A 21,923-nucleotide genomic window follows, 5' to 3' on the forward strand; every position below is an offset into this window, starting at 1 on the left:
AACACCTTTTGCTTTCTTCATCAGCGTAAACGATCAACTGAAGAAAGAGGCGATGACACGTGCAGATCTCCAATGATAGAAACGCTCTGTTTGCTACCTACTACGCGGAATGGGTGCAGATCTACAAGGAGGGCGCAATCCGTGAGGTCACGATGGACAAGTACCGCTTGTCTCAGGCGTGGCTCAAGCGGCTCGCGCCTGACCTCCTGCTCAAGGACCTCAACCGCATCCGCTACCAACAGCTCATCAACGCGTATGCCGAACACCACGAGCGCCAGACCACGATGGACTTCCACCACCAGTTGAAGGGCGCGATCCTCGACGCCGTGGACGAAGGTTTTATCCCGCGCGACCCCACGCGCAAAGTCATCATCAAGGGCAGGACTCCGCGTCAGAAGAAGATCAAGTACCTCAACCAGTTCGAGCTCCACTCGGTGCTAGCCAACCTGGAGCTCGGCCCGGAGCCGAGCTGGGACTGGCTCATCCTCCTCATTGCCAAGACAGGTCTGCGCTTCAGCGAGGCCCTCGGCCTCACCCCGAACGATTTTGACCTCGCTCACCAGAGCCTCTCCGTCAACAAGACGTGGGACTACAAGCGCAAAGGCGGGTTCGTCCCCACTAAGAACGCCTCGTCGGTCAGGAAGGTTCAGCTCGACTGGCAGTTGGTTATGCAGCTGTCAGGGCTAGTGAAGGATCTTCCTGCCGACGAGCCGATCTTCGTCAAGGGCTCGGTCTACAATTCCACGGCCAACGCTGCGCTTGCTCGCCACTGTGAGGCGGTGGGTGTTCCCGTCATCACGATCCACGGCCTGCGCCACACGCATGCCTCGCTGCTCCTGTTCGCGGGTGTGTCGATCGCGAGCGTATCGCGCCGCCTCGGGCACGCGAGCATGACGACGACGCAGGAGACTTACCTCCACATCATCAAGGAGCTGGAAAACCAGGACATCGACATCGTCATGCGTTCGTTGGCCTCCCTAGCGTAGCGACTGCAAGGCGTCTGGTTGGGCCGGCGTCGGCCGGCCCAACCAGACCCCTACAGCACCGCGAGCGCCTGCGCGATGTCTTCGAGGATGTCGTCCACGTGCTCCAGCCCGATCGAGATCCGCACCAGCCCCGGCGTGATGCCGGCGGCTGCCAGCTCGCTATCGGTCAGCTGCCTGTGCGTGCTCGACGCGGGGTGCAGTACGCAGCTGCGCGAGTCGGCCACGTGGACCTCGCGGGCAACCAGCTTGAGCGCGTCCATGAAGCGGGTGCCGCGCTCGCGGTCGCCCAGGTCCACGCAGATCACGCCCGAGTACCCGCCAGACAGGTACTTGTTCGCCAGCTTGTGGTAGGCGAAGGACTCGAGGCCGGGGTAGCGGACCTCCCCAACCTCCTCGCGCCCCTCAAGGAACCGCGCCACGGCGAGCGCGTTCTCGCTGTGCCGGGCCATTCGCAGGCCCAGCGTTTCGAGGGACAAGTTGAGCAAGAACGCCGAGTGCGCCGCCGGGTAGGCACCAAAGTCGCGCTGGAGCTGGGTGCGGGCCTTGACCATGTAGGGCGCCGCCGCATAGTCCTTCGTGTACACCACCCCGTGGTATGACTCGTCCGGCTCGGTGAAGTCGGGAAAGCGCCCGCTCGTGTAGTCAAACTTCCCGGCGTCGACGATCATGCCGCCCACCTGCACCGCGTGCCCGTCCATGTACTTGGACGTGGAGTGGATGACGACGTCGGCGCCCCACTTAATCGGCTTGCACAGCGCGGGGGTGGCGAACGTCGAGTCGACGATCAGCGGCACGCCGGCCCCGTGCGCCACGCGGGCAAACTTCTCGATGTCGAGCACCGACAGCAGCGGGTTCGCGATCGTCTCACCGAACAGGGCCTTCGTGTTGGGCTTGATCGCCGCCGCGATCTCCTCCTCCGGCGCGCTCGGGTCCACCCAGATAACCTCGATGCCGAACTTCGCCAGCGTGACCGAGAACAGGTTCGCCGTGCCGCCATACACCTCGATCGACGACACAAGTGAATCACCTGCCGAGCACAGGTTGAGGACCGCCATGAGGGTGGCAGCCTGACCGGACGACGTCGCCATTGCTGCCACTCCTCCTTCCAGCGCCGCGACCTTTTCCTCCACCGCCATGACGGTGGGGTTCGCGAAGCGCGAGTAGATCAGCGCGTGCGTGGGCTCGTCAAAGACGCCCGCGATCGAGTTGGCCGAATCGAACGTGTACGTGGTCGACTGCACGATCGGCAGCTGGCGCGGGTCGCCGTCGCCGGGCTGATAACCTGCGTGAATGTATTTGGTGTCGTCCTTCATGGGGCTCTCCTTTTTTCACGACGCCGTCGCCACGGCGCCCTTGATGCTCCACCTTAGTCCCGGGTCGGTTTTAGTTCTGCGCCGTGCACCATGTGGACGGGGGTAGTTTCAGGGTCAGCCCGACAGAAGTCGTGAAAATACCGGCTACCGATTTCTATAGACGCCAGGTCCACGCCAGGTTCACGAGTTGTGCCGGGGATCCCGGCAGACACCGGCTGCCGGGCCCGCCGCGACCGCTTCTAGACCCAGCTGGGTAGCCACATGTGGAGCTTCCAGAACCAGCGTGGAATCGGAGTGCCCCACCACAGGGGCATCCAGAACAGGGCGGCCACCACGATCAGGCCCACGACCACCGCGATGAGCACCCACGCCTTGCGCGTCCGCGGCAGGGGGCTCACCACCGAGGGCAGCATCTCGTGAGGGCCTGAGGCGAGCGGGGCGACGGTGTCGTCGGTGACCTTGATCAGGCGCAGGGGAGGGAGGGTGCGCGCGGCCCAGCCGACCCCGTACGCGAGCGCGAGCGCCACAAACGGAAGGAAGGCCACGGCATAGAACTGGTAGATCGTGCGGTCGAGGTAGAAGAACCATGGCACGTACATCGCCAGGTAACCGGACAGGATCGCCCAGGCGCGCCAGTCGCGGCGGATGGCCGCAGCGATCACCACGATGAGCGCCAGTGCGGCGAGCCACCACACGAACGGGTTGCCCACCGAGGTGATGGCCATGACGCAGTCGTCGCTGGGGCAGGAGCCGGCGGGGACGTCGTCACCGGCGCGCCAGAAGAAGGACACCGGGCGGAACTGGATGATCCACGCCCACGGCTGGCTCTGGTACGTGTGTGGGGAGGACAGGCCCCGGTGGAACTCCATCGTGGCCTGGTGCCAGTGGAGGAAGGAGTTCACCACCCCGGGCGCCCACGGCAACGGCAACTGCGCGGTGTGCTCCACGGCCCACTGGCGATCCCAACCGGAGGGGGAGGCGAACCAGGAGAACCAGGACGCGACGTAGGTGACGATCGCCGTGGGCACCAGCTGGAAGAACGCCGGCACCCCCTCGCGCCAGAGCCCCGCCCCGATCCACAGGCGCGCCCCGATCGCACGGCGGGCGGCCAGGCCCCAGAAGAAAACGAGCAAGCCGAAGACCGCCAGCGCATACGCCCCTGACCACTTCACCCCGCACGCGAGCCCCACGAACACGCCCGCGAGGATGAGCCACGGGCGGAAGGCGACGTGGGGGCCCCAGACGTCGTCCACGCGGCCCGGGGAGCCGGTGGGCCAGGCCACGCGGGCGGCGAGGCGCTCGCGGGCGTAGTCGCGGTCGCGCAGGATCGCCCAGAAGCCGGCGAGCACGAAGAACGTCACCATGTTGTCCAGCAGGCCCGTGCGGGAGAGGGTGATCCCCATGCCGTCCAGCGCCATCGCCAGGCCGGCGATCGCGGCGAGCGGCACCGAGCGGAACAGGTGCAACGCCACCCGCACGAGGATCGCCACCGCAATCACACCCAGGATCGCGGTGGTGGCGCGCCAGCCGAAGCCGTTGTCGTCGCCGAAAAGACGCATCCCCACGCCCATCAGCCACTTGCCGAACGGCGGATGGACCCAACGGTCGGGGGCGGTTTCCATGGCGGACAGGTCCCCGTTCACGAACAGCGCGTTCTGGTCCTCGCCCTCCCAATTGCGCTCATACCCGAAGTTGAGCAGGGAAAAGGCGCCCTTGACGTAGTAGGTCTCGTCGAACACCATCGCGTGCGGGTGGGTTAGGCGCGGCAGGCGCGCTAGCGCCGCGATGAGCGTGGCCAGGGCCGTGACAATCCACCCCTGCAGCCGCAGCTGCGCGGGCAGGCTCGCCCCCTTCGGCAGCAGGCCGAGCAGGCCCCGAAGCTCGTTCTCACGGCGAAGGTGTGCATGTATGGTGTCCACGGCCAAAGTCTACGCAAAGGCACGGCGGGCTTCGAACGACGCCGGAGCTCGGCTTGCGTACTGGTGGCGCGGGGTGGGCGCGGGGCGGGCGCTGGGCGGGCGGGGGCCGGGCGTCGTCGCCTGGCGCTGGATGTGGCGTCCGCTTTCGGGGCGGGCCGGATTCTGGGAAACTGGGTGCATGGTTGAGATGACCGAAGAGCGATTCGAAGAGCTTGTAGCCGACGCCCTGGACGAGATCCCGGACGAGTTCGCGCAACGGCTGGAAAACCTCGTGTTCCTTGTGGCCGACGAGCCGAACGAGGAGCAACTCAAAGAATCCCAGGGGGAGGACCTGCTCGGGCTGTATGAGGGGATCGCGCTCACCGACGGCGACTTCTTCGGCTACGCCGAACCCAACCGCATCTGGATCTTCCGCGGGCCCACCCTGCGCATGTGTGAGACGGAGGACGAGGTGGCCGAGGAGGTCATGGTGACTGTCTTCCATGAGGTGGCACACCACTTCGGCATCGAGGAGGACCTGCTGTGGGAGACCGGCTGGGCGTAGCGCGGGCGCGGGGCCGGCGGGTGCGTGGGGCGCGGCGCAGGCAAGGCCGGCGAAACTGGGCATAAAAAATGCGGACCTCTTTGTCCGCCTCTTTCATCCGGTTGCCCGGCCTAGTGTTTTTGCTTAGCGACCGAAGATTTCAGCCTGGACTGACTGCTCGAGTGCACGCGCTTCGGTGATGTAAGCGTTGGAGCGCTCGTCCTTGTTGCTTGCAAAGATCTTCCATGAAATTGCCATGGTGTTTCTCCCTATTTAATTGTTGAGGTGAAGCCAAAATCTTCGACTTCCCGACCTTTCGGTCACTTCCAAGTATAGCCCCGCGATGCAACGGTGTGAAAAAACTTGCCCGGTCTCACACTGCGCGAAATCCGGCGTTATAGGGTGGAGCCATGATCGTGCTAGCTGCAACGCCTCTTGGCAACGACGACGACGCCTCGCCCCGCCTCCGCGCCGAGCTCGAGGGCGCCGACCTCATCGCCGCCGAGGACACCCGCCGCCTCCTGAATCTCGCCGGCCGTCTCGGCATCACCCTGCACGGCAAGGTGGTGCCCTACCACGAGCACAACGAGTCGGAGGTGGCCCCGCAGCTCATCGAGGCGTCGCGAGAGGGCCGGCGAGTGGTGGTGGTGAGCGATGCCGGCATGCCTTCGGTGTCCGACCCGGGCTACCGGCTGGTTTCCCTCGCCGCCGCGGAGGGCGTGCCCGTCACGGTGGTGCCCGGGCCGTCCGCAGTCCTCACGGCCCTCGCTCTGTCCGGGCTCGCCTCTGACCGATTCACCTTCGAGGGTTTCCCGCCGCGCAAGGAGGGGGAGCGGCGCCGCTACTTCGAGTCACTCGCCGCCGAGCCCCGCACGATGATCTTCTTCGAGTCCCCGCGCCGGCTTGTTGCCACCCTCACCGCGATGCGTGACGAGCTCGGCCCGGACCGCCGGGCCGCCGTCTGCCGCGAGCTGACCAAGATCTACGAGGAGGTCAAACGGGCCACGCTCGCCGAGCTCGCCGACTGGGCGGAGGGTGTGCGTGGGGAGATCACGATCGTGGTGGAGGGTGCACCTGCCCACGTCACGGCCGACGCTAGCGCCCACGTCCCCGAAGTCCTGGCGTTGCACGAGGCCGGGCTCCGCCTCAAGGACGCCGCCGCTCACGTTGCCGCCCGCGAGGGCCTATCGAAGAATGAGCTGGCCAAGCTCGCCCTGGCCGCCAAGCAGTAATCCCGTGGGTCCTGCCGGCAAGAGGACCCACCCTAGCCACTGAGACCAGCCGTTTATGGCTGGAAATCGATGTCTGAGAAGTCGAAATCGTCGTCGTCGGCGTCGCCGGAGAAGTCCACGTCCTCCAGGTCAAGGTCAAAATCGGATAAATCGTAGTCGGAGAGGTCCTCGCCGAGCTGGACCTGGTTGGCCAGCGTGTCGAGCTCCTCGTCCTCCCCGTCGGAAGTCAGCTCGGCGTCGGAGTCCTCGTCGTATTCGTCGCGTACGAAGTCGTCCCGGTCGAGCGCGGCCCCGCGGCGGGGTTCGTCGTCGCGGTAGTCGGCGGCGCCCCACTCGTCGTCTTCGAGGTCATCGGCCAGGCCGTCGCCGTCCAGGTCGTTGTTCTCCAGGTCGTCCCAGTCCTCGCGAGACCAGGCAGACTCGTCGTCGTCCCAGTCGTCCTTGTTCCAGGCTTCCACGCTGTTGCCTTCGCCGTCGTCGTAGCCGGGGATCGGTGTGTCCTCGCCCTCCTCGTAGAAGCCGAAGGCCTCACTCGAGGAGATCTGCTCGATGCCCGCCTCGTCCATTTCCGCGCGGGCCGCCTCGCCCAGCTCCTCGCTGACCGGCACGGTCAGGTCCGAGAACACGCGCACGGGCCACCCGGCGCGTAGCGCGTCGAGCGCGGTTTCTTTCACGCAGTGCGACTCGGCGATGCCGACCACGTCGATCGCCCCGACCTCCGCCTCCCGCAGGATCCGCTCCAGGGTGTCCCCGTCCTTGTTCACGCCCTCGAACCCGGAGTAGGCCGCGGCGTATTCGCCCTTCTTCACCGAATCATCGAAGGGGAGGGAGGCAACGGCGTCGTGAAGCTCGGCTTCGGGCGTGCCGGCAACCCCGTGCGGGGGCCAGGTGTCCACGAAGTCGGGGGTGTCGGAGAAGTGCGTTCCCGGGTCGACGTGCCAGTCCTGGGTGGTGACGATGAGGTCGTATTCGTCGGCGTGGTCGGTGACGAAGTCGGCGATGCGTTCGGCGCAGGCGTTGCCGCCCACCACGCCTAGCGCCCCGCCCTCGCAGAAGGTCGGCTGGACGTCAACGATGATGAGAGCACGATTTTCGGACATTGTTCCTCCTCAGTATGACCCGATTCTACCCGCTTCCCCCCGTGCCCGTCGCCCGGCCCTCACCGTGAACGACGACGCCGTCCGCGCCTGTCACGCCCGCGGCTCGGCGTGCGGCCGCACCGAGGCGACGCACGCGGGTCGCTCGCGCCACATCGGCTCGGGGCCGGTTTCGCTGATCCGCGCGCAAAGGTTACCCTTGAAGCATGTCTAGGATCCTTTCAGCTGTTGCTTGGCCGTATGCAAACGGGCCGCGCCACATCGGCCATGTTGCCGGGTTTGGTGTGCCCTCGGATGTATTCTCGCGTTACATGCGAATGCGTGGCCATGACGTGCTGATGGTGTCGGGCACGGACGAGCACGGCACCCCGATTCTGGTGGCTGCCGACAAGGAGGGCGTGACCCCGCAGGAGCTGGCGGACAAGAACAACCGCATCATTGTGGAGGACCTGGTCAAGCTGGGCCTGTCCTACGACCTGTTCACGCGCACCACCACCGGCAATCACGAGCACGTGGTGCAGGACCTGTTCCGTGGCTGCCGCGACAACGGTTACATGCTGGTGGAGACAACGCCGGTGGCGATCGACCCGAAGACGGGCAACACCCTGCCGGACCGCTACATTGAGGGTACGTGCCCAATCTGCGGCGCCGCGGGCGCGCGCGGCGACCAGTGCGACAACTGCGGCAACCAGCTCGACCCGCAGGACCTCATCGACCCGATCTCGAAGGTGTCCGGCCTGGCGCCCGAGTTTAAGGAGACCGAGCACTACTTCCTTGACCTGCCCGCGCTGGCCGACTCGCTACGCACGTGGCTCGACGGCGTGGAGGAGGACGGCAAGTGGCGCCCGAACGTCATTGCGTTCTCCAAGCATTTGCTCGACGACGTCCGCCCGCGCGCGATGTCGCGCGACATTTCGTGGGGCATCCCGGTTCCGGGGTGGGAGGATAAGCCGAACAAGCGGTTGTACGTGTGGTTTGACGCCGTCGTCGGCTACCTGTCCGCGTCGATTGAGTGGGCGAGGCGCCGTGAGGTGGCTGGCACGGGCTCGGCGGAGGACTGGAAGCTGTGGTGGACGGACCCGGAGGCTCTGTCCTATTACTTCATGGGTAAGGACAACATTGTTTTCCACTCGCAGATTTGGCCGGCGGAGCTGCTGGCCTACAACGGCGAGGGTGCGAAGGGCGGGGAGCCGGGCGGCATGGGCCGTCTCAACCTGCCCACCCAGGTGGTGGCCTCGGAGTTCCTCACGATGGAGGGTAAGAAGTTCTCCTCGTCGAAGAATGTGGTGATCTACGTGCGTGACGTGCTCGAGCGCTACCAGCCCGACGCTCTGCGCTACTTCATCTCGATCGCCGGGCCGGAGAATCAGGACGCGGACTTCACGTGGTCGGAGTTCCTGCGCCGGAATAATTCGGAGCTGGTGGCCGGCTGGGGCAACCTGGTCAACCGCACGGCGGCGATGATCGCGAAGAACTTCGGCGAGATCCCGGCCCCGGGCGAACTGGAGGACATCGATCGTGAGCTGCTGGACGCCGTCGGCGCCGGCTTTGACACGGTGGGCGATCTGATCGCGAACCATTCGCAGCGCGCGGCCCTGGCCGAGATCATGCGCCTGGTGGGGGAGGCGAACGCCTACGTGGCGCGCACCGAGCCGTTCAAGCTCAAGGCTCCCGAGCAGCGTGAGCGTCTGGCCACCGTGCTCAACACGCTCATCCAGGCCGTTTCGGACCTCAACACGATGATGTGCGTCTTCCTGCCGCACTCGTCGAACACAATCGACGCCGTGCTCGGCGGGGCTGGCGACATCGCGCCGATGCCGCAGATTGTGGAGGCCACGGACCTCGACACCGGCCACCCGTACCCGATCATCACTGGCGACTACGCGGGTGTTCGCGCATGGGAGCACCGCGCCGTGGTGCCGGGCACCCCGATCGCGAAGCCGAAGCCGGCGTTCGTCAAGCTCGACGAGTCGATCGTGGCTGAGGAGCTCGAGCGCCTGGGGATCGAGTAGTGGGCGATTCGGCGTCGAAGAAGGACCGGCGGCGGGCGTTCCCGGACATCCCGGCCCCGCTCGCGGTCCCGATTGTCGACAACCACACCCACATCTACCCCGACCCCGCGCCCGACCCCGGCCAGGTTACCCCTGTCCAGCGCCTCAATAACGCCGGGGTATGGAAGCCGCCGATCCTGCTGGAGAACCTGCGGGAGGGCATGGCGCGTGCGGGCGTGCGGGCCGCGATCACGTCGGGGTGCGAGTACCCTGCGCTCGAGTGGACGGTCGAGCTCTCCCGCACCTGCCCCGAGATCTGGGCGGCGCTCGCGATCCACCCCAACGAGGCCGCGATGCACGCGGGCGTGCGCGAGGTGGCACCCGACGGGCTCGAACCGCGCGTCGAGGAACACCATGCGATCTCGCTTGAGGACGCGATCGGGCGGGTCGCCGCACTGTGCGCCGACGACGCCGTGGTGGCAGTCGGCGAGACCGGCCTGGACTACTTCCGCACCGGCGAAGAGGGCAAGACCGCACAGAAGCGCTCGTTCAGGGAGCACATCGCGCTCGCGAAGGAGCTGGGCAAGCCGCTCCAGATCCACGATCGCGACGCGCATGCCGACGTTGTCGACATCTTGAAACGCGACGGCGCGCCCGAGCGCACGGTGTTCCATTGTTTTTCCGGCGATGCCGACCTCGCGGCCGTGTGCCGCGAGTACGGTTGGTATGCCTCGTTTGCCGGGCCGGTGACGTACCCTGCTAACGCGTACTTGCGCGAGGCCTTCGAGGCGCTGCCGGACGAGCTGGTGCTCGTGGAAACGGACGCTCCCTACTTGACGCCGGCGCCGTACCGCGGGCAGCCGAACGCGGCGTGGGCAGTGGCTTACACCGCCGCCCACCTGGCTGAACTTCGGCTCATGCCGCTGACGGACTTTTGCGCGAAGCTGGATGCGACGACGCGCGAGGTTTACGGGATCTGACACCCGGCCTTCGCCCGCACAGGACTGGTGGTCGAGTAAGATCTCGCACTTTCTGCTTGCGGTTGATAACAATTTGATTACAATCGATTTCGTTGATGTAACTTTCGCTGGGCGCACACCCGTGCGCGTGGACTGGAGACGTTTTGACAGATCATTCGACCAATCGTGGCGTGGCCTTTGATGCCTCACTTCTGGCTACTCCTCCGAAGCCGGGTTCGCGCCGCGCCCGCCGCATGGCCGAACGTGTAGCCGGCCAGGCCGCCCAGCATGGTTCCGCTTTCGCCCAGACACCTGACACGGCGGAGATCCCGGCCGTCACCCGAGTGGTGACCTCCGGCGCGATGCCGTACGCCGAGCACATGAACTTCCACCTGGTCACCTCCCGTGCGGCTCACGCCCCCGCGCGTAAGCCGCGCCGTTACACGAAGGCGATGCACGTGGCCGGTGCTGCCTCCCTGGCCGTTTTCGCGGCCGGGGGCACGGTTGGTTTCCCGGCGCTGACCGCCCCGCAGGTGGAGCAGGCCGTGGCGGCCGTCGTTGACGCTCCGGAGGAGGCCCCGAGTGCGACGGCCGGCACCGTCTCCTTCGATGTCACCGTGGATGGGCAGACCACCCGCGTCGTCGCCTCCGAGGGCGACACGTACGCCGCGGCGCTGGCGAACGCCGACATCTCGATCGCGGCGCGCGACGAGGTCTCCGTCTCCCTGTCCGACACCGTGACCACCGCCCCGATCACGATCGCCCGCGTCACGAACACCACGGTTTCTGAGGAGTACACCATCGCGTTCGAGACCGAGCGCGTGGAGACCGCCGAGCTTCCCAAGGGCGAGGAAGAGGTTGCCACGGCTGGCGTGGAGGGCAAGGGCACGCGCACATACCAGGTCACCTCGCGCGACGGCGCGGAGAGCGCCCGCATGCTCCTCGTCGAGACCGTCACCGCTGAGCCCGTCAACGAAGTCATCAAGGTCGGCACCCGCGAAGAGATCCAGCCGGAGCAGGCCGCGACGTCGGCCGCCGCCTCCGCGCCCGCGTCCGCCCCGGTCCCGGCCGGCTCCTCACGCGAGATCGCTCAGGGCATGCTCGCCTCCTACGGTTGGGGCATGGACCAGTGGGCGTGCCTTGACGCGCTGTGGCAGCGCGAGTCGGGCTGGAACTCCCAGGCAGCGAACCCGTCCTCGGGCGCGTACGGCATCCCGCAGGCGCTGCCCGGTTCGAAGATGGCCTCCGCCGGCGCCGACTGGCAGACCAACCCCGCCACCCAGATCTCCTGGGGCCTGGGCTACATCGCCGGCCGCTACGGCAGCCCGTGCGGGGCGTGGGGCCACTCCCAGGCGCGCGGCTGGTACTAAATGCTGCTCGGGCCCGTTCAGATTCACGAGCTCGTTGACCGCCTCGGCATCCGGCCAACCAAGACCCTCGGGCAGAACTTCGTTCACGACGCCGGCACCGTGCGTCGCATCGTTCGCGACGCCGGCGTGGCGGCTGGCGACCAAGTGCTCGAGGTCGGCCCCGGGCTCGGCTCGCTGACATTGGCAATCCTCGAGGCGGGCGCCTACCTGTCCGCCGTGGAGATCGACCCGCCGCTGGCCGCCGTGCTCCCCGAGACGGTCGCGTCCTTCATGTCCGACGCCGCCGGCCGCTTCGCCGTGCTCCGCGAGGACGCGCTCAAGGTTCGTCGCGGGGATCTGGCTGTGCCGCCCGAATACGCCGAGGCCCACCCGGGCGCTTTCGAGCCCACGCACCTGGTGGCCAACCTGCCTTACAACGTGGCCGTGCCCGTCATCCTCACCCTGCTTGAGGAGCTGCCCTCGCTGCGGTCCGTGACTGTCATGGTCCAGCTCGAGGTGGCCGATCGCCTGGCCGCCGCTCCGGGCTCGCGCGTCTACGGCGTGCCCTCGGCAAAGGCTAGCTGGTATGGGGACGTGCGGCGCGGGGCGAAGATCTCCCGCAACGTCTTCTGGCCGGTCCCGAACGTCGACTCTGCCCTCGTCCACCTCGAACGCCCCGCCGTGCCGCGCTTCCCCGAGGAACTCCGGGCCGGAGCGTTCGCCGTCGTCGACGCCGCCTTCGCCCAGCGCCGCAAGACCCTGCGCTCGGCCCTCGGCACGTGGGCTGGTAGCCCGGCGCAGGCCGAGTCGATCTTGCGCATCGCCGGCGTGGATCCCGCGTTGCGCGGGGAGCGCCTCGCGATCGAGGACTTCGTCAAGATCGCTCGCGCCGCCCGCTAGGCCCGCCGCCGGCGAGAACCGCTAGAATACGACACGTGCAACGAGTCTTAGTTTCCGCCCCCGCAAAAGTGAACCTGGCCCTGCGCGTCGGCGGCCCGCGTCCCGACGGCTTTCACCCCCTCGACACGGTCTTCGAAGCGATCGACATCTTCGACGACGTCGAGGTACGGCCCGCGCCCGAGCTCACCGTGTCCATCTCTGGGCTGGGGGAGGACCTACCGACCGATGAGTCGAACCTGGCTATCCGCGCCGGCCGTGCTCTGCAGTCCCGCGCGCGCGAGGTGGGCTTGGACTGCCCGGCCGGCGCCAACATCCGCATCACCAAGCGCATCCCCGTGGCCGGGGGGATGGCCGGGGGTTCCGCCGACGCCGCCGCCACCCTCGTGGCCCTCAACGAGCTGTGGGGGCTCGGGCTGAGCGCCGAGGAGCTGCGGGCGATTGGCGGGGAACTGGGCTCGGACGTGCCGTTCGCGCTCATGGGTGGCCTGGCCCACGGCGTCGGGCGCGGGGAAGAACTTGCGCCGCTGCGGGCCGGGGCGATGCATGCGTGGGTGCTGCTCACGCGCGAGCACGGCCTGTCCACGCCCGCCGTTTTCCGCCAGTTCGACGCGATGTACCCAGGTGCGGGCGAGCCCGCCGACACCGCCGAATTGCGTGCCGCTCTCGCCGGCCCCGCGATCGACACCGTGGCCGCCCTCCTCGCCAACGACCTCCAGGCCCCCGCCTGCGCGCTTCGCCCCGAGATCGGCGCGGAGATTGAGCTTATCGAAGCCGCCGGCCGCGCTGTCGTCCTCTCCGGGTCCGGACCCACGATCGCCGTGCTTACCTCGCCCGAGCAGGCCGAGGAACTCGCTGCGCAGATGCGCGCCGACTTCCCCTACGACGTCCACATCGCCTACGGCCCCACCGCCGGCGCACACGTCAGGATGGCCGAGTAGTGGCGCACATCCTGGGCATGGAGGAGGTCGGAGTCTCGCTCGGGTCCCGGCCGATCGTCGGCGGCCTCAACCTCTCCCTCGAAGACGGCAACCGCATCGGCATCGTGGGCCCGAATGGTGGCGGCAAGACTACCGTGCTGCGCCTCCTCACCCGTGCCCTCGAGCCCGACACCGGCCGCGTCACCGTCCGCGGCGGCACCCGCTTCGCCGTGCTTTCTCAGCGTGACGGCCTCGACCCCGACCTCACTGTCCGCGATGCCATTCACGGGGATGCCGCGACCTTCGAGTGGGCCTCGGACGCGCGCGTTCGCGAGCTCCATGCGGGCCTCATTCCGGAGGTCGACCTCGACCGGCCACTCGGCCAACTCTCCGGCGGGCAGCGCCGGCGCGTGGCCCTGGCGGCGACGCTGGTGCGGGATGCCGACGTCGTCGTGCTCGACGAGCCCACCAACCACCTGGACATCGAGGGCGTGACCTACCTGGCCGCCTACCTGAACGAGCGTTTCGCGCGCGGGGAGGGTGCGCTAGTCGTCGTCACGCATGACCGCTGGTTCCTTGACGCCGTCTGCACGCGGCTGTGGGAGGTGGTGCCCGGCAACGACGGCGCCGGCGGGCGCGCGCCCGTGCCCGGACACGTGGAAACCTATGAGGGCGGGTATGGCGCCTACATCCTCCAGCGTGCCGAGCGGCAGCGTCTTGCGGCCCAGGCGGCCGAAAAGCGGGCGAACCTGCTGCGCAAGGAGCTGGCTTGGCTGCGCCGGGGCGCGCCCGCTCGCACGTCCAAGCCCAAGTTCCGCATCGAGGCGGCCAACGAGCTCATCGCGAACGAGCCGCCGCCGCGTGACACCGTGGAGCTGACCAAGATGGCCACCACGCGCCTGGGCAAGAAGGTGGTGGACCTTGAGGACGTGACCTTCGCCTGGCCCGGGCGGGTTGAGCCCGTCTTGCGGGACGTCACGCTGCGGCTCGCGCCCGGCGAGCGCGTGGGGATCCTCGGACGCAACGGCGCCGGAAAGTCCTCTCTGCTCGGACTGATCGCGGGCGCGCTCGAGCCGACCGAGGGCGCGGTCAAGCGCGGCAAGACGGTGGAGCTGGCGGTGCTCAGCCAGGACACGAAAGAGCTCGACGAGGTCGCTCACCGCCGGGTGGTCGAGTCCGTGGCGGACGTGGCCACCCACATGATGGTGGGCGGCAAGGAGGTCTCCGCCTCGCAGCTGGTGGAGCGGCTCGGCTTCACCCGCGAGCGTGCGTGGACTCCCGTGGCCGACCTGTCGGGTGGTGAACGACGCCGCCTGCAGTTCCTCCGCCTGCTCATGCGCGAGCCCAACGTGCTCCTGCTCGACGAACCCACCAACGACCTGGACACCGACACCCTTGCCGCAATTGAGGACCTGCTCGACACGTGGCCAGGCACCCTGGTGGTTGTCTCGCACGACCGCTATCTGCTCGAACGGACCACCGACCACCAGGTCGCCGTGATGGGTGGGCAGGTGCGCGACCTGCCCGGTGGCGTGGATCAGTACCTCCAGCTCTCCGAGGCGGCCGAGGCGGGCGCGGCTAGTGGCTTGGGCGCGGGTGGGGCGACGGCGTCGTCGGACATGGCACCGGCGGGCGCAGCTCCGCTAAAGAACGCGGCCAAGGAGCGCGAGGCGCGCAAGGACATGGAGCGCGCCGAGCGGAAGATGGGGCGCGTGCGGGACAAGATCGAGAAGCTGGGTGTGGCGCAGGGCGAGGTCGCGGCGACCGTGGGGGAGACGGGCGACTACGAGCGCCTGGCCGCCCTCGGCAAGGAAATCGTGGCGCTGAAGGACGAGCTCGAGGGCCTGGAGTTGGAGTGGCTCGAGGCGGGGGAGCGCGCCGAATACTACGGGTGACTTCACGTTTATCTCGATGTGAAGTAAACTCTCGGCATGGACAAGCACGATGAGGTGGACCGCGTTGTAGCGGCCTGGCGCGCCCAACGCCCCGACTTTGATGTCGAGCCCCTGGAGATTTTTTCCCGGCTCTTGCGGGTGAACCGGCACTTTACGAAGGTGCGCAAAGCGGTCTACGCGCGCCACGGGCTCGAGACCTGGGAGTTTGAGATGCTCGCCGCCCTGCGCCGCGACCCCGCCCACGTACTCACGGCCGGTCAGCTCATGAAAGACACGTTCGTCTCCTCCGGCACGATCACCAACCGGATCGACCGCATGCAAGCCCGCGGGCTGGTCAAGCGCAAGTCAGCTCCCGACGACGGGCGCGTGGTCAAGGTGGCCGCCACGAAGAAGGGACTCACGGCTGTCGACGAGGCGATGGCCGACCTGCTTGAGATCGAGCACGATATCCTGGCCCAGTTCGCCGACGAACAAAACGAGCGGGCAGCCGGCTACCTGCGCGACATGCTGCTCACCCTCGTAGACCTGAAGATCAAGCCCGCGGAGCCGGCCGGCAAGTAGGCGCGGCCCCGCGCGGCCTGCCGCCGGGCCACGGCGTGCATCTGCTGCACTAAACCGCAAGATGCTGCACTAAATTACCGTAAATTAGTGCAGCATCTTGCGGTTTTGTATAGCATCTGCGGAAATCCGGGGCTTCCGCCACGGCGGGGCAGGGCCGCCGCCTTACTGGCCGCGGAAGCCCTGGGCCAGGGAGAGTCGCTTGCCCGTGTGCAGGATCGAGTTGGAGTAGATCTTGCCGGCCACCATCGCCACCAGCGGGATCGCCACCAGGCCCAACCCGGCCGCGAGCACCATCTCACCCACCGGCACCGCGCCGTAGGCCTGGCGCACCGGGATCATGAACGGGCTGATGCCGGGAATCATGGACACTACCTTCGTCCACACCGAATCCGGCGCGGAGGGCACCATGAACAGGGCGAGGTAGAACGGGATGAGCATGCCGAGCGTCAGCGGCGTGGTGACCGCGCCCAGGTCCTCCTGGCGCGAGGCCAGTGAGGCGAAGGCGCCCATGAGCATCGCGTAGAAGAAGAAGCCTAGGATCAGCCACACGAGCATCCAGCCCAGGTAACTGCCGATGTTGATCGAGAAGTTGACGCCGGCAATCTGGAGGCCGATGTAGATCGACGCGCCAAGGATAGCGAATTGTACGAGCAAGAACGCGCCAATGCCGAGGATCTTGCCGAGCAGGAGCGTGCGCGGGCGTACCGAGGTCAGCAGGATCTCCACCACGCGCGAGGACTTTTCCTGCACCACGCCGTTGGCGATCGTGGTCATGCCCATCATGATCATCATGAACAGGATCAAGATGCCCGCGAGCGAGGTGAAGTAGCCGACCGGGTCGGTCGCCATGAGGAAGCCCGAGTCGAAGGAGACGAACGTGGGCATCACGGCCACGGAGGCGGCCAGCTCGCCGTAGTCGGCGTCGGTCAGCGTTACGCCCTTCGATTCGACCAGGTAGGCGGTGGCGGCCAGGTTCGTCACGTTCGTGACCACCGGATCCACGCCCTCAGCCGCGTTGCCGGGCACCATCAGGCTGGGATCGCCCGGTGTGCCCGTGAGCACGGCCGCGTTGGGTTCGTCCGCCTCGTGCCGGGCTTCGAGGTAGGACTTGGCGCCACCCGAGTCGATCGGCTCGGTCGCGATCGAGCCCGCCCCTACCTTCTCCAGGTAGGGCGCGTAGTCGCTCATTTGCTCCTCCACGGCGATGGTCACCGTGTCGGGGTCGGCCGGATCGGAGCCGGAGTCGTCGTTCAAAAAGTAGCGGGCGGCAAAGCTACCAAGAAGGATGAGAGCCGCCATGACCGCGATCGAGATAACCATGGCCTTCGAGCGTGCCATCGTGGTGAATTCGCGCTTCATGATGTGAACGAGCATTACTTCTTACCTCCAAACAGGCCAAGGAGGCCCTTCTTCGGTTTCGTCTCTTCGGGCTGCGGTTCGGGCACCTGGACGATGTTGCCAAACAGGTCGGTGAGCGTGGGTCGCACGTGCGTAAACCCGTGGACCGCGCCGGCGCCCATCGCCGCCTGCAGCACCTGCTGGTCGGTGACCGCTCCCGTCAGCCGCACGCGCACGTGGTTCCGCTCCACCTCGGGAGTAAGACCAAGCCCGCGAATGGCGCCAGCCGTGGCGGTGGCGTCGGGAACCTCGAGCTCAAGGAGCGTGTCGGAGCCGGAAGAGCGCAACTCGTCGATCGTGCCCTCGGCGGCGATCTTGCCGAGCGAGGCGATGCCCACGCGGTCGCACAGGCGCTCCACCAGATCGAGCTGGTGGGAGGAGAAGACCACCGTGGCTCCGGCCTCCGCCTTTTCGCGCAACACGGTGCTCATGTCGGCCACGGCGAGCGGGTCGAGGCCGGAGAAGGGCTCGTCGAGCACCAGCACCTCAGGGTTGTGAACGAGGGCCGCCGCGAGCTGCACGCGCTGCTGGTTGCCGAGCGACAGGGCCTGGACCTCATCGCCGCGGCGCATGTGAACGCCGAGCCGCTCCGTCCAGTACTCCATCGCCGTCCTCGCCTCGGATTCTGACAGGCCGTGCAGGCGCGCGAAGTAGATCAGTTGCTCGCCCACCTTCATCTTCGGGTACAGGCCGCGCTCCTCGGGCATGTACCCAAAGCGCTGGCGGTCCTCGAAGGTGAGCGGCTTGCCATCGCGCGAGACCTCGCCCGAATCGGTGCTGAGCACGCCCAGGGCGATGCGCATCGTGGTGGTCTTGCCGGCGCCGTTGGAGCCGACGAAACCATAAAGCTCGCCTGGATGAACGGTGAAGTTCATCCCGTCAAGCGCCTGGGTCTTCCCAAAGCGCTTGTAGAGTTGGTGAATGTCAAGACTCATGATCCTCCTTAGGGCTCGTGCGCGTCTATAGATCAAGGGTAGCGCGGCGGGGTGCGGGCGGCGGGAACGCGGCTCTGATCGCGCTACTTACTCGCGCCCCGAAAGCTCCAGGGTCGGTTCGTGCTCCAGCCCGCGCAGCCCGTTCCACATGAGGTTGACCAGGTGGGCGGCGAGGACCTCCTTCTCCGGCGCCTTGTCATTGGCCCAGATCTGGCCCATCGTGCCCACCGCGCCAGCCAGCATCTGGGCGTACAGCGGCGCCGTTTCCACGTCGAAGCCCAGGTGGTCGAAGTAGGCGGCCAGCAGCTCCGTGAGGTATTCGCCCATGTCGGACATGATCGTGGAGAACTGCGCGCCCGCAATCGCCTGCGGCGACTGGTGGACCAGCAGCCCGAAGCCATCCGGGTTGACCTCGATGTAGTCGAGCATCGCCAGGATCGAGCCTTCGAGCGCCTCGCGCGGGGCGAGTGCCGGGCGGACCTTTTCTTGTAGCAGCTCGTACAGTGCCGTGGTCTCCCGGTCCACGATCACTTGGTACAGGCCTTCCTTGCCGCCGAAGTGCTCGTAGATGACCGGCTTGGATACGCCGGCCGCGGTGGCAATCTCCTCCACTGACACGGCGTCAAAGCCGTGGGCGGCAAACAGATGGCGGCCGATGCCGATCAGCTGTTCGCGCCGTTGAATACGCGACATCCGTGAACGCTTTGGCCGAGGATCTGCGGTGGGCTCAGTTGTCATGTTCCCATTATCTCAAATGCCACCGACATTGCTAAGACCACCCCGGCTTGATTGGAAAACACGGGGCGGAAACTGGCACAATGGTAGGGAATTCCGCCATGGTGTAATGGCAGCACACGGGTCTTTGGAACCCTTTGTCTAGGTTCGAATCCTAGTGGCGGAGCGCTGACCCCAGGAGGAATCATGGCCGAACTCACCGCAGCGATCGTCCTTGCAGCTGGCAAGGGCACCCGCATCAAGTCCTCGATCCCCAAGGTACTTCTACCGATGAACGGCCGCTCTTTGGTGGGGCATGCCAACGACGCCGTCGTCGGGGCTGGCGCCCAGCACATCGTTTTCGTGGTGCGCCACGAGCGCGAGCAGGTTGCCGCCCACATCTCCCAGATCAACCCGGGCGCCACGATTGTCGATCAGGACGACATCAAGGGCACCGGACGCGCCGCGTGGTGTGGACTCCAGGGCCTGCCGGCCAACCTCGAGGGTTCGGTGCTCATCATGGCGGGCGACTCGCCGATGTTCACCGCGGACACGCTCGCCGAGCTCGCCCGTGTTCACCGCGCAGGCTCCAACGCCGTCACCGTGCTTTCCACGGTGGTCGAGGACGCCACCGGCTACGGCCGCATCATGCGCGATGAAGCTGGGGGAGTGATCGGGATCGTCGAGCATAAGGACGCCACGCCCGAACAGCTCAAGATTCGCGAGATCGGCACCTCCACCTACGTCTTCGACATCGCCTTCCTGCGCGAATCCCTCGACACGCTCGACACGAACAACTCCCAGGGGGAGATGTACCTGACCGACGTCGTCGCCCGGGCTCACCAGCTCGGCGCGGGCGTCGGTTCCTTCGTCCTGGAGGATTCCGTCCAGGCCGAGGGCGTCAACGACCTGGTCCAGCTCGCCTCCCTGCGCGCGGAGAAGAACCGCCGCATTCAGGAAGCCTGGATGCGCACCGGCGTCCACATCGTCGACCCGGCCACCACCCACGTCGACGTCGATGTCCGCCTCGAACCCGACTCGATCGTCCAGCCCGGCACCGTCCTGCGCGGGACCACGCGAGTGGCCGCATTCGCCGTCGTCGGTCCGAACACCGAACTTGACTCGGTGGACGTGGGGGAGAGGGCGGTTGTGGCCCACGCGGTCGTCGTCGGCACAAAGATCGCACCCGGCGAGGTAGTCTCGCCATTCAGCACGCGTAACACCAACAAGTAAGAAGGGCCCACCGGGCCCCACTGACGCGGGGTAGGGTGGGAAGTATCACTCAGGCACCGCGGACGCGGCCGAAGAAAAGGGAAGTGGAATGACGGGAATTCACGCCAGCGGCGCGAAGCATCTGGTTCTGGCGAGCGGGCGCGCTCACCCCGAGCTGGCGAAGGCGGTGGCTGACGAACTCGGAATCGACCTCCTGCCCGTCACCGCCTACGATTTCGCAAACTCCGAAATCTACGTGCGATTCGACGAATCGCTGCGCGGCTCGGACGTGTTCGTCCTCCAGTCCATCACGGTCCCGGTCAACAAGTGGATCATGGAGACCCTCATTATGGTCGACGCCGCAAAGCGAGCCTCGGCCAAGCGCATCACGGTGGTCGTGCCCTCTTACCCCTACGCCCGCCAGGACAAGAAGCACAAGGGCCGCGAGCCGATCTCGGCCCGTCTCATGGCGGACCTGTTCAAGACGGCCGGCGCGGACCGCATCATGTCGGTGGACCTACACGCCGCCCAGTCCCAGGGCTTCTTCGACGGGCCGGTGGACCACCTGTGGGCCATGCCCACGCTGGTGAACTACGTGCGCACCCGCATCGAGCCGCACGAGTCCGTCATCGTCTCTCCTGACGCCGGGCGCATCAAGGTTGCCGAGCAGTGGGGCGAGCGCCTCGGCGGCGTCCCGCTCGCCTTCGTGCACAAGACCCGCGACATCACCCGCCCCAACCAGGCCACCGCGAACCGCGTGGTGGGTGACGTGGTGGGCCGCACCGCCGTCATCGTGGACGACCTCATTGACACCGCCGGCACCATCGCGGGGGCCGTGCGCGTGGTACTCGAGGCCGGCGCTAAGGACGTCATCATCGCCGCCACCCACGGCGTGCTCTCCGACCCGGCCGCCCAGCGCCTGGCGGACTGCGGCGTGCGCGAGGTGATCCTCACCGACACGCTACCCATCCCCGTGGAGAAGCGCTTCCCACAGCTGACCATCCTGCCGATCGCGCCGGTCCTGGCCCGCGCCATCCAGGAGGTCTTCAACGACGGTTCGGTCACCAGTCTGTTTGACGGCGCTCACGCCTAGCGTGGGACGCGGGCGGGTGCTCGGCGCAAGTCTGGTGTTGGGCGCGGGCCCGCGGGCGGCGTCGTGCGCTGTGAAATTCCCCCACCTGTTTCCGGAATCGGCAAGGCGGACGGTAGGATAATGGGGTTGCCTCGGCGAGGGAAGCGCGTGCTTCCGTTATCGACGCGGTGTCTATGCCTGGCGTAGCCTCCGTATCGGGGCCATCCGCTCACAGCGCGTGAGCCTAGTAGAACAGGAGATAGACATGGAAAAGCAGATTCTTCAGATCGCCGAGCGTACTGAGTTCGGTAAGGGCGCGTCGCGCCGCATCCGCCGGGAGGGCGGCCTGCCCGTCGTCGTCTACGGCCACGGCGCTGAGCCCAAGCACTACGTTGTCGACTACCACGACGCGTTCCTCATGGTCCGCGGCAACCCCAACGCGCTGCTCACCCTCAAGTCAGACGACGTCGAGCAACTGGTCATGGTCAAGGACGTGCAGCGCAACCCGCTCACCCGCAACATCGAGCACCTCGATCTGCTGCGCGTGAAGGCCGGCGAGAAGGTGGCCGTTGAAGTTCCGGTCGTCGTTGAGGGCGAGCCCATGGGCGACGCGATCGCAACCATCGAGCTTATGGTCCTGCCGGTCGAGGTCCCGGTCCAGGAGATCCCCGAGGCGATTGTCATTGACGTCGAGGGCGTGGAAGATGGCACCAACATCACCATCGCCGACGTGAAGTTCCCGACCGACGTCACCACCGACCTGCCGGAGGACGAGGTCGTGGTGGTTGTGGCCGTTCCGCAGGTTGAGGCGCTGCCCGAGGCCGAGGAAGGCGACGCCGCCGAGGCTCCGGCTGAGGAGGCTCCGGCCGAGGACGCCGAGTAAGCAAGGCGCACATCAGCCAATCTTGCGCAGGGCTCGCCCGTGGGGCGAGCCCTGCCCCATTTTCCGG

Annotated in this window: 18 protein-coding genes, 1 tRNA gene and 1 pseudogene; 14 read left to right on the plus strand and 6 right to left on the minus strand. The window is 66.9% G+C overall.

The window, feature by feature from the left end; all coding sequences use genetic code 11:
• The first annotated feature begins 113 nt into the window (after positions 1-113).
• Positions 114-986: a site-specific integrase gene (locus QPC17_RS00880; protein WP_285347369.1), complete on the plus strand. Its 873-nt coding sequence runs from the start codon at positions 114-116 to the stop codon at positions 984-986.
• A gap of 50 nt (positions 987-1,036) precedes the next feature.
• Here the strand turns inward: QPC17_RS00880 and QPC17_RS00885 are convergent, their stop codons facing one another.
• Together QPC17_RS00885 and QPC17_RS00890 are read right to left on the minus strand one after the other, a co-directional pair.
• Positions 1,037-2,299 carry an O-acetylhomoserine aminocarboxypropyltransferase/cysteine synthase family protein gene (locus QPC17_RS00885; RefSeq protein ID WP_285347370.1) on the minus strand — a complete coding sequence of 421 codons (1,263 nt, stop codon included), beginning with the start codon at positions 2,297-2,299 and terminating at the stop codon, positions 1,037-1,039.
• 239 nt (positions 2,300-2,538) lie between these two features.
• Complete coding sequence (locus QPC17_RS00890) at positions 2,539-4,218, minus strand: dolichyl-phosphate-mannose--protein mannosyltransferase (protein ID WP_285347371.1); 1,680 nt, start codon at positions 4,216-4,218, stop codon at positions 2,539-2,541.
• 178 nt (positions 4,219-4,396) lie between these two features.
• On the opposite strand from QPC17_RS00890, the gene QPC17_RS00895 reads away from it, so the two are divergent.
• Together QPC17_RS00895 and rsmI are read left to right on the plus strand one after the other, a co-directional pair.
• Positions 4,397-4,762, plus strand: a complete 366-nt coding sequence (locus tag QPC17_RS00895; protein WP_062614028.1) for a metallopeptidase family protein — start codon at positions 4,397-4,399, stop codon at positions 4,760-4,762.
• A gap of 389 nt (positions 4,763-5,151) precedes the next feature.
• Positions 5,152-5,973 carry a 16S rRNA (cytidine(1402)-2'-O)-methyltransferase gene (gene rsmI, locus QPC17_RS00900; protein WP_062613991.1) on the plus strand — a complete coding sequence of 274 codons (822 nt, stop codon included), beginning with the start codon at positions 5,152-5,154 and terminating at the stop codon, positions 5,971-5,973.
• Positions 5,974-6,494: 521 nt separating this feature from the next.
• On the opposite strand, the pseudogene QPC17_RS09565 reads toward rsmI, so the two are convergent.
• Positions 6,495-7,073, minus strand: a pseudogene (locus QPC17_RS09565) (isochorismatase family protein); the annotation flags it as partial.
• 203 nt (positions 7,074-7,276) lie between these two features.
• Here QPC17_RS09565 and metG point away from each other — a divergent pair.
• The 7 genes from metG to QPC17_RS00940 all read left to right on the plus strand — a co-directional run bounded on the left by metG (position 7,277) and on the right by QPC17_RS00940 (position 15,642).
• Positions 7,277-9,082 carry a methionine--tRNA ligase gene (gene metG / locus QPC17_RS00910; RefSeq protein WP_285347372.1) on the plus strand — a complete coding sequence of 602 codons (1,806 nt, stop codon included), beginning with the start codon at positions 7,277-7,279 and terminating at the stop codon, positions 9,080-9,082.
• A complete protein-coding gene (locus QPC17_RS00915; RefSeq protein ID WP_068538754.1) occupies positions 9,082-10,041 on the plus strand; it encodes a TatD family hydrolase in 960 nt (319 codons plus the stop codon). The genes metG and QPC17_RS00915 overlap by 1 nt, the downstream gene beginning before the upstream one ends.
• Before the next feature lie 233 nt (positions 10,042-10,274).
• Positions 10,275-11,390, plus strand: a complete 1,116-nt coding sequence (locus tag QPC17_RS00920; RefSeq protein ID WP_062613994.1) for a resuscitation-promoting factor — start codon at positions 10,275-10,277, stop codon at positions 11,388-11,390.
• Positions 11,391-12,269, plus strand: coding sequence for a 16S rRNA (adenine(1518)-N(6)/adenine(1519)-N(6))-dimethyltransferase RsmA (gene rsmA, locus QPC17_RS00925; RefSeq protein WP_062613995.1), 879 nt, complete (start codon positions 11,391-11,393; stop codon positions 12,267-12,269).
• A gap of 35 nt (positions 12,270-12,304) precedes the next feature.
• Positions 12,305-13,207: a 4-(cytidine 5'-diphospho)-2-C-methyl-D-erythritol kinase gene (locus QPC17_RS00930; RefSeq protein ID WP_070445694.1), complete on the plus strand. Its 903-nt coding sequence runs from the start codon at positions 12,305-12,307 to the stop codon at positions 13,205-13,207.
• Positions 13,207-15,081: an ABC-F family ATP-binding cassette domain-containing protein gene (locus tag QPC17_RS00935; RefSeq protein WP_180947737.1), complete on the plus strand. Its 1,875-nt coding sequence runs from the start codon at positions 13,207-13,209 to the stop codon at positions 15,079-15,081. Before QPC17_RS00930 ends, QPC17_RS00935 begins: the two co-directional genes overlap by 1 nt.
• Positions 15,082-15,117: 36 nt before the next feature.
• On the plus strand, positions 15,118-15,642 hold the full coding sequence (locus QPC17_RS00940; protein ID WP_062613997.1) for a MarR family winged helix-turn-helix transcriptional regulator: 525 nt from the start codon (positions 15,118-15,120) through the stop codon (positions 15,640-15,642).
• Positions 15,643-15,804: 162 nt separating this feature from the next.
• Here QPC17_RS00940 and QPC17_RS00945 read toward each other — a convergent pair whose 3' ends face one another.
• The 3 genes from QPC17_RS00945 to QPC17_RS00955 all read right to left on the minus strand — a co-directional run bounded on the left by QPC17_RS00945 (position 15,805) and on the right by QPC17_RS00955 (position 18,668).
• On the minus strand, positions 15,805-17,016 hold the full coding sequence (locus QPC17_RS00945) for an ABC transporter permease (RefSeq protein WP_062613998.1): 1,212 nt from the start codon (positions 17,014-17,016) through the stop codon (positions 15,805-15,807).
• Positions 17,016-17,975, minus strand: a complete 960-nt coding sequence (locus tag QPC17_RS00950; protein WP_068538756.1) for an ABC transporter ATP-binding protein — start codon at positions 17,973-17,975, stop codon at positions 17,016-17,018. Before QPC17_RS00950 ends, QPC17_RS00945 begins: the two co-directional genes overlap by 1 nt.
• Before the next feature lie 87 nt (positions 17,976-18,062).
• Positions 18,063-18,668 carry a TetR/AcrR family transcriptional regulator gene (locus tag QPC17_RS00955; protein WP_068538757.1) on the minus strand — a complete coding sequence of 202 codons (606 nt, stop codon included), beginning with the start codon at positions 18,666-18,668 and terminating at the stop codon, positions 18,063-18,065.
• Positions 18,669-18,805: 137 nt separating this feature from the next.
• Between QPC17_RS00955 and QPC17_RS00960 the strand changes: the two genes are divergently transcribed.
• The 4 genes from QPC17_RS00960 to QPC17_RS00975 all read left to right on the plus strand — a co-directional run bounded on the left by QPC17_RS00960 (position 18,806) and on the right by QPC17_RS00975 (position 21,856).
• Positions 18,806-18,876 (plus strand) — tRNA-Gln (locus QPC17_RS00960).
• Between the two features lie 20 nt (positions 18,877-18,896).
• Positions 18,897-19,922 (plus strand): NTP transferase domain-containing protein, encoded by a 1,026-nt coding sequence (locus QPC17_RS00965; protein WP_070445690.1) that lies wholly within the window; start codon positions 18,897-18,899, stop codon positions 19,920-19,922.
• A gap of 88 nt (positions 19,923-20,010) precedes the next feature.
• The gene (locus tag QPC17_RS00970) at positions 20,011-20,994 is read left to right on the plus strand and encodes a ribose-phosphate diphosphokinase (protein ID WP_062614002.1); all 984 of its coding nucleotides are present in this window, start codon (positions 20,011-20,013) and stop codon (positions 20,992-20,994) included.
• A 244-nt stretch (positions 20,995-21,238) separates the two neighbouring features.
• Positions 21,239-21,856: a 50S ribosomal protein L25/general stress protein Ctc gene (locus QPC17_RS00975; protein ID WP_062614003.1), complete on the plus strand. Its 618-nt coding sequence runs from the start codon at positions 21,239-21,241 to the stop codon at positions 21,854-21,856.
• Positions 21,857-21,923: the final 67 nt, after the last annotated feature.

This window comes from Trueperella bernardiae (assembly GCF_030246965.1).
Classification (GTDB): Bacteria; Actinomycetota; Actinomycetes; order Actinomycetales; family Actinomycetaceae; genus Trueperella; species Trueperella bernardiae.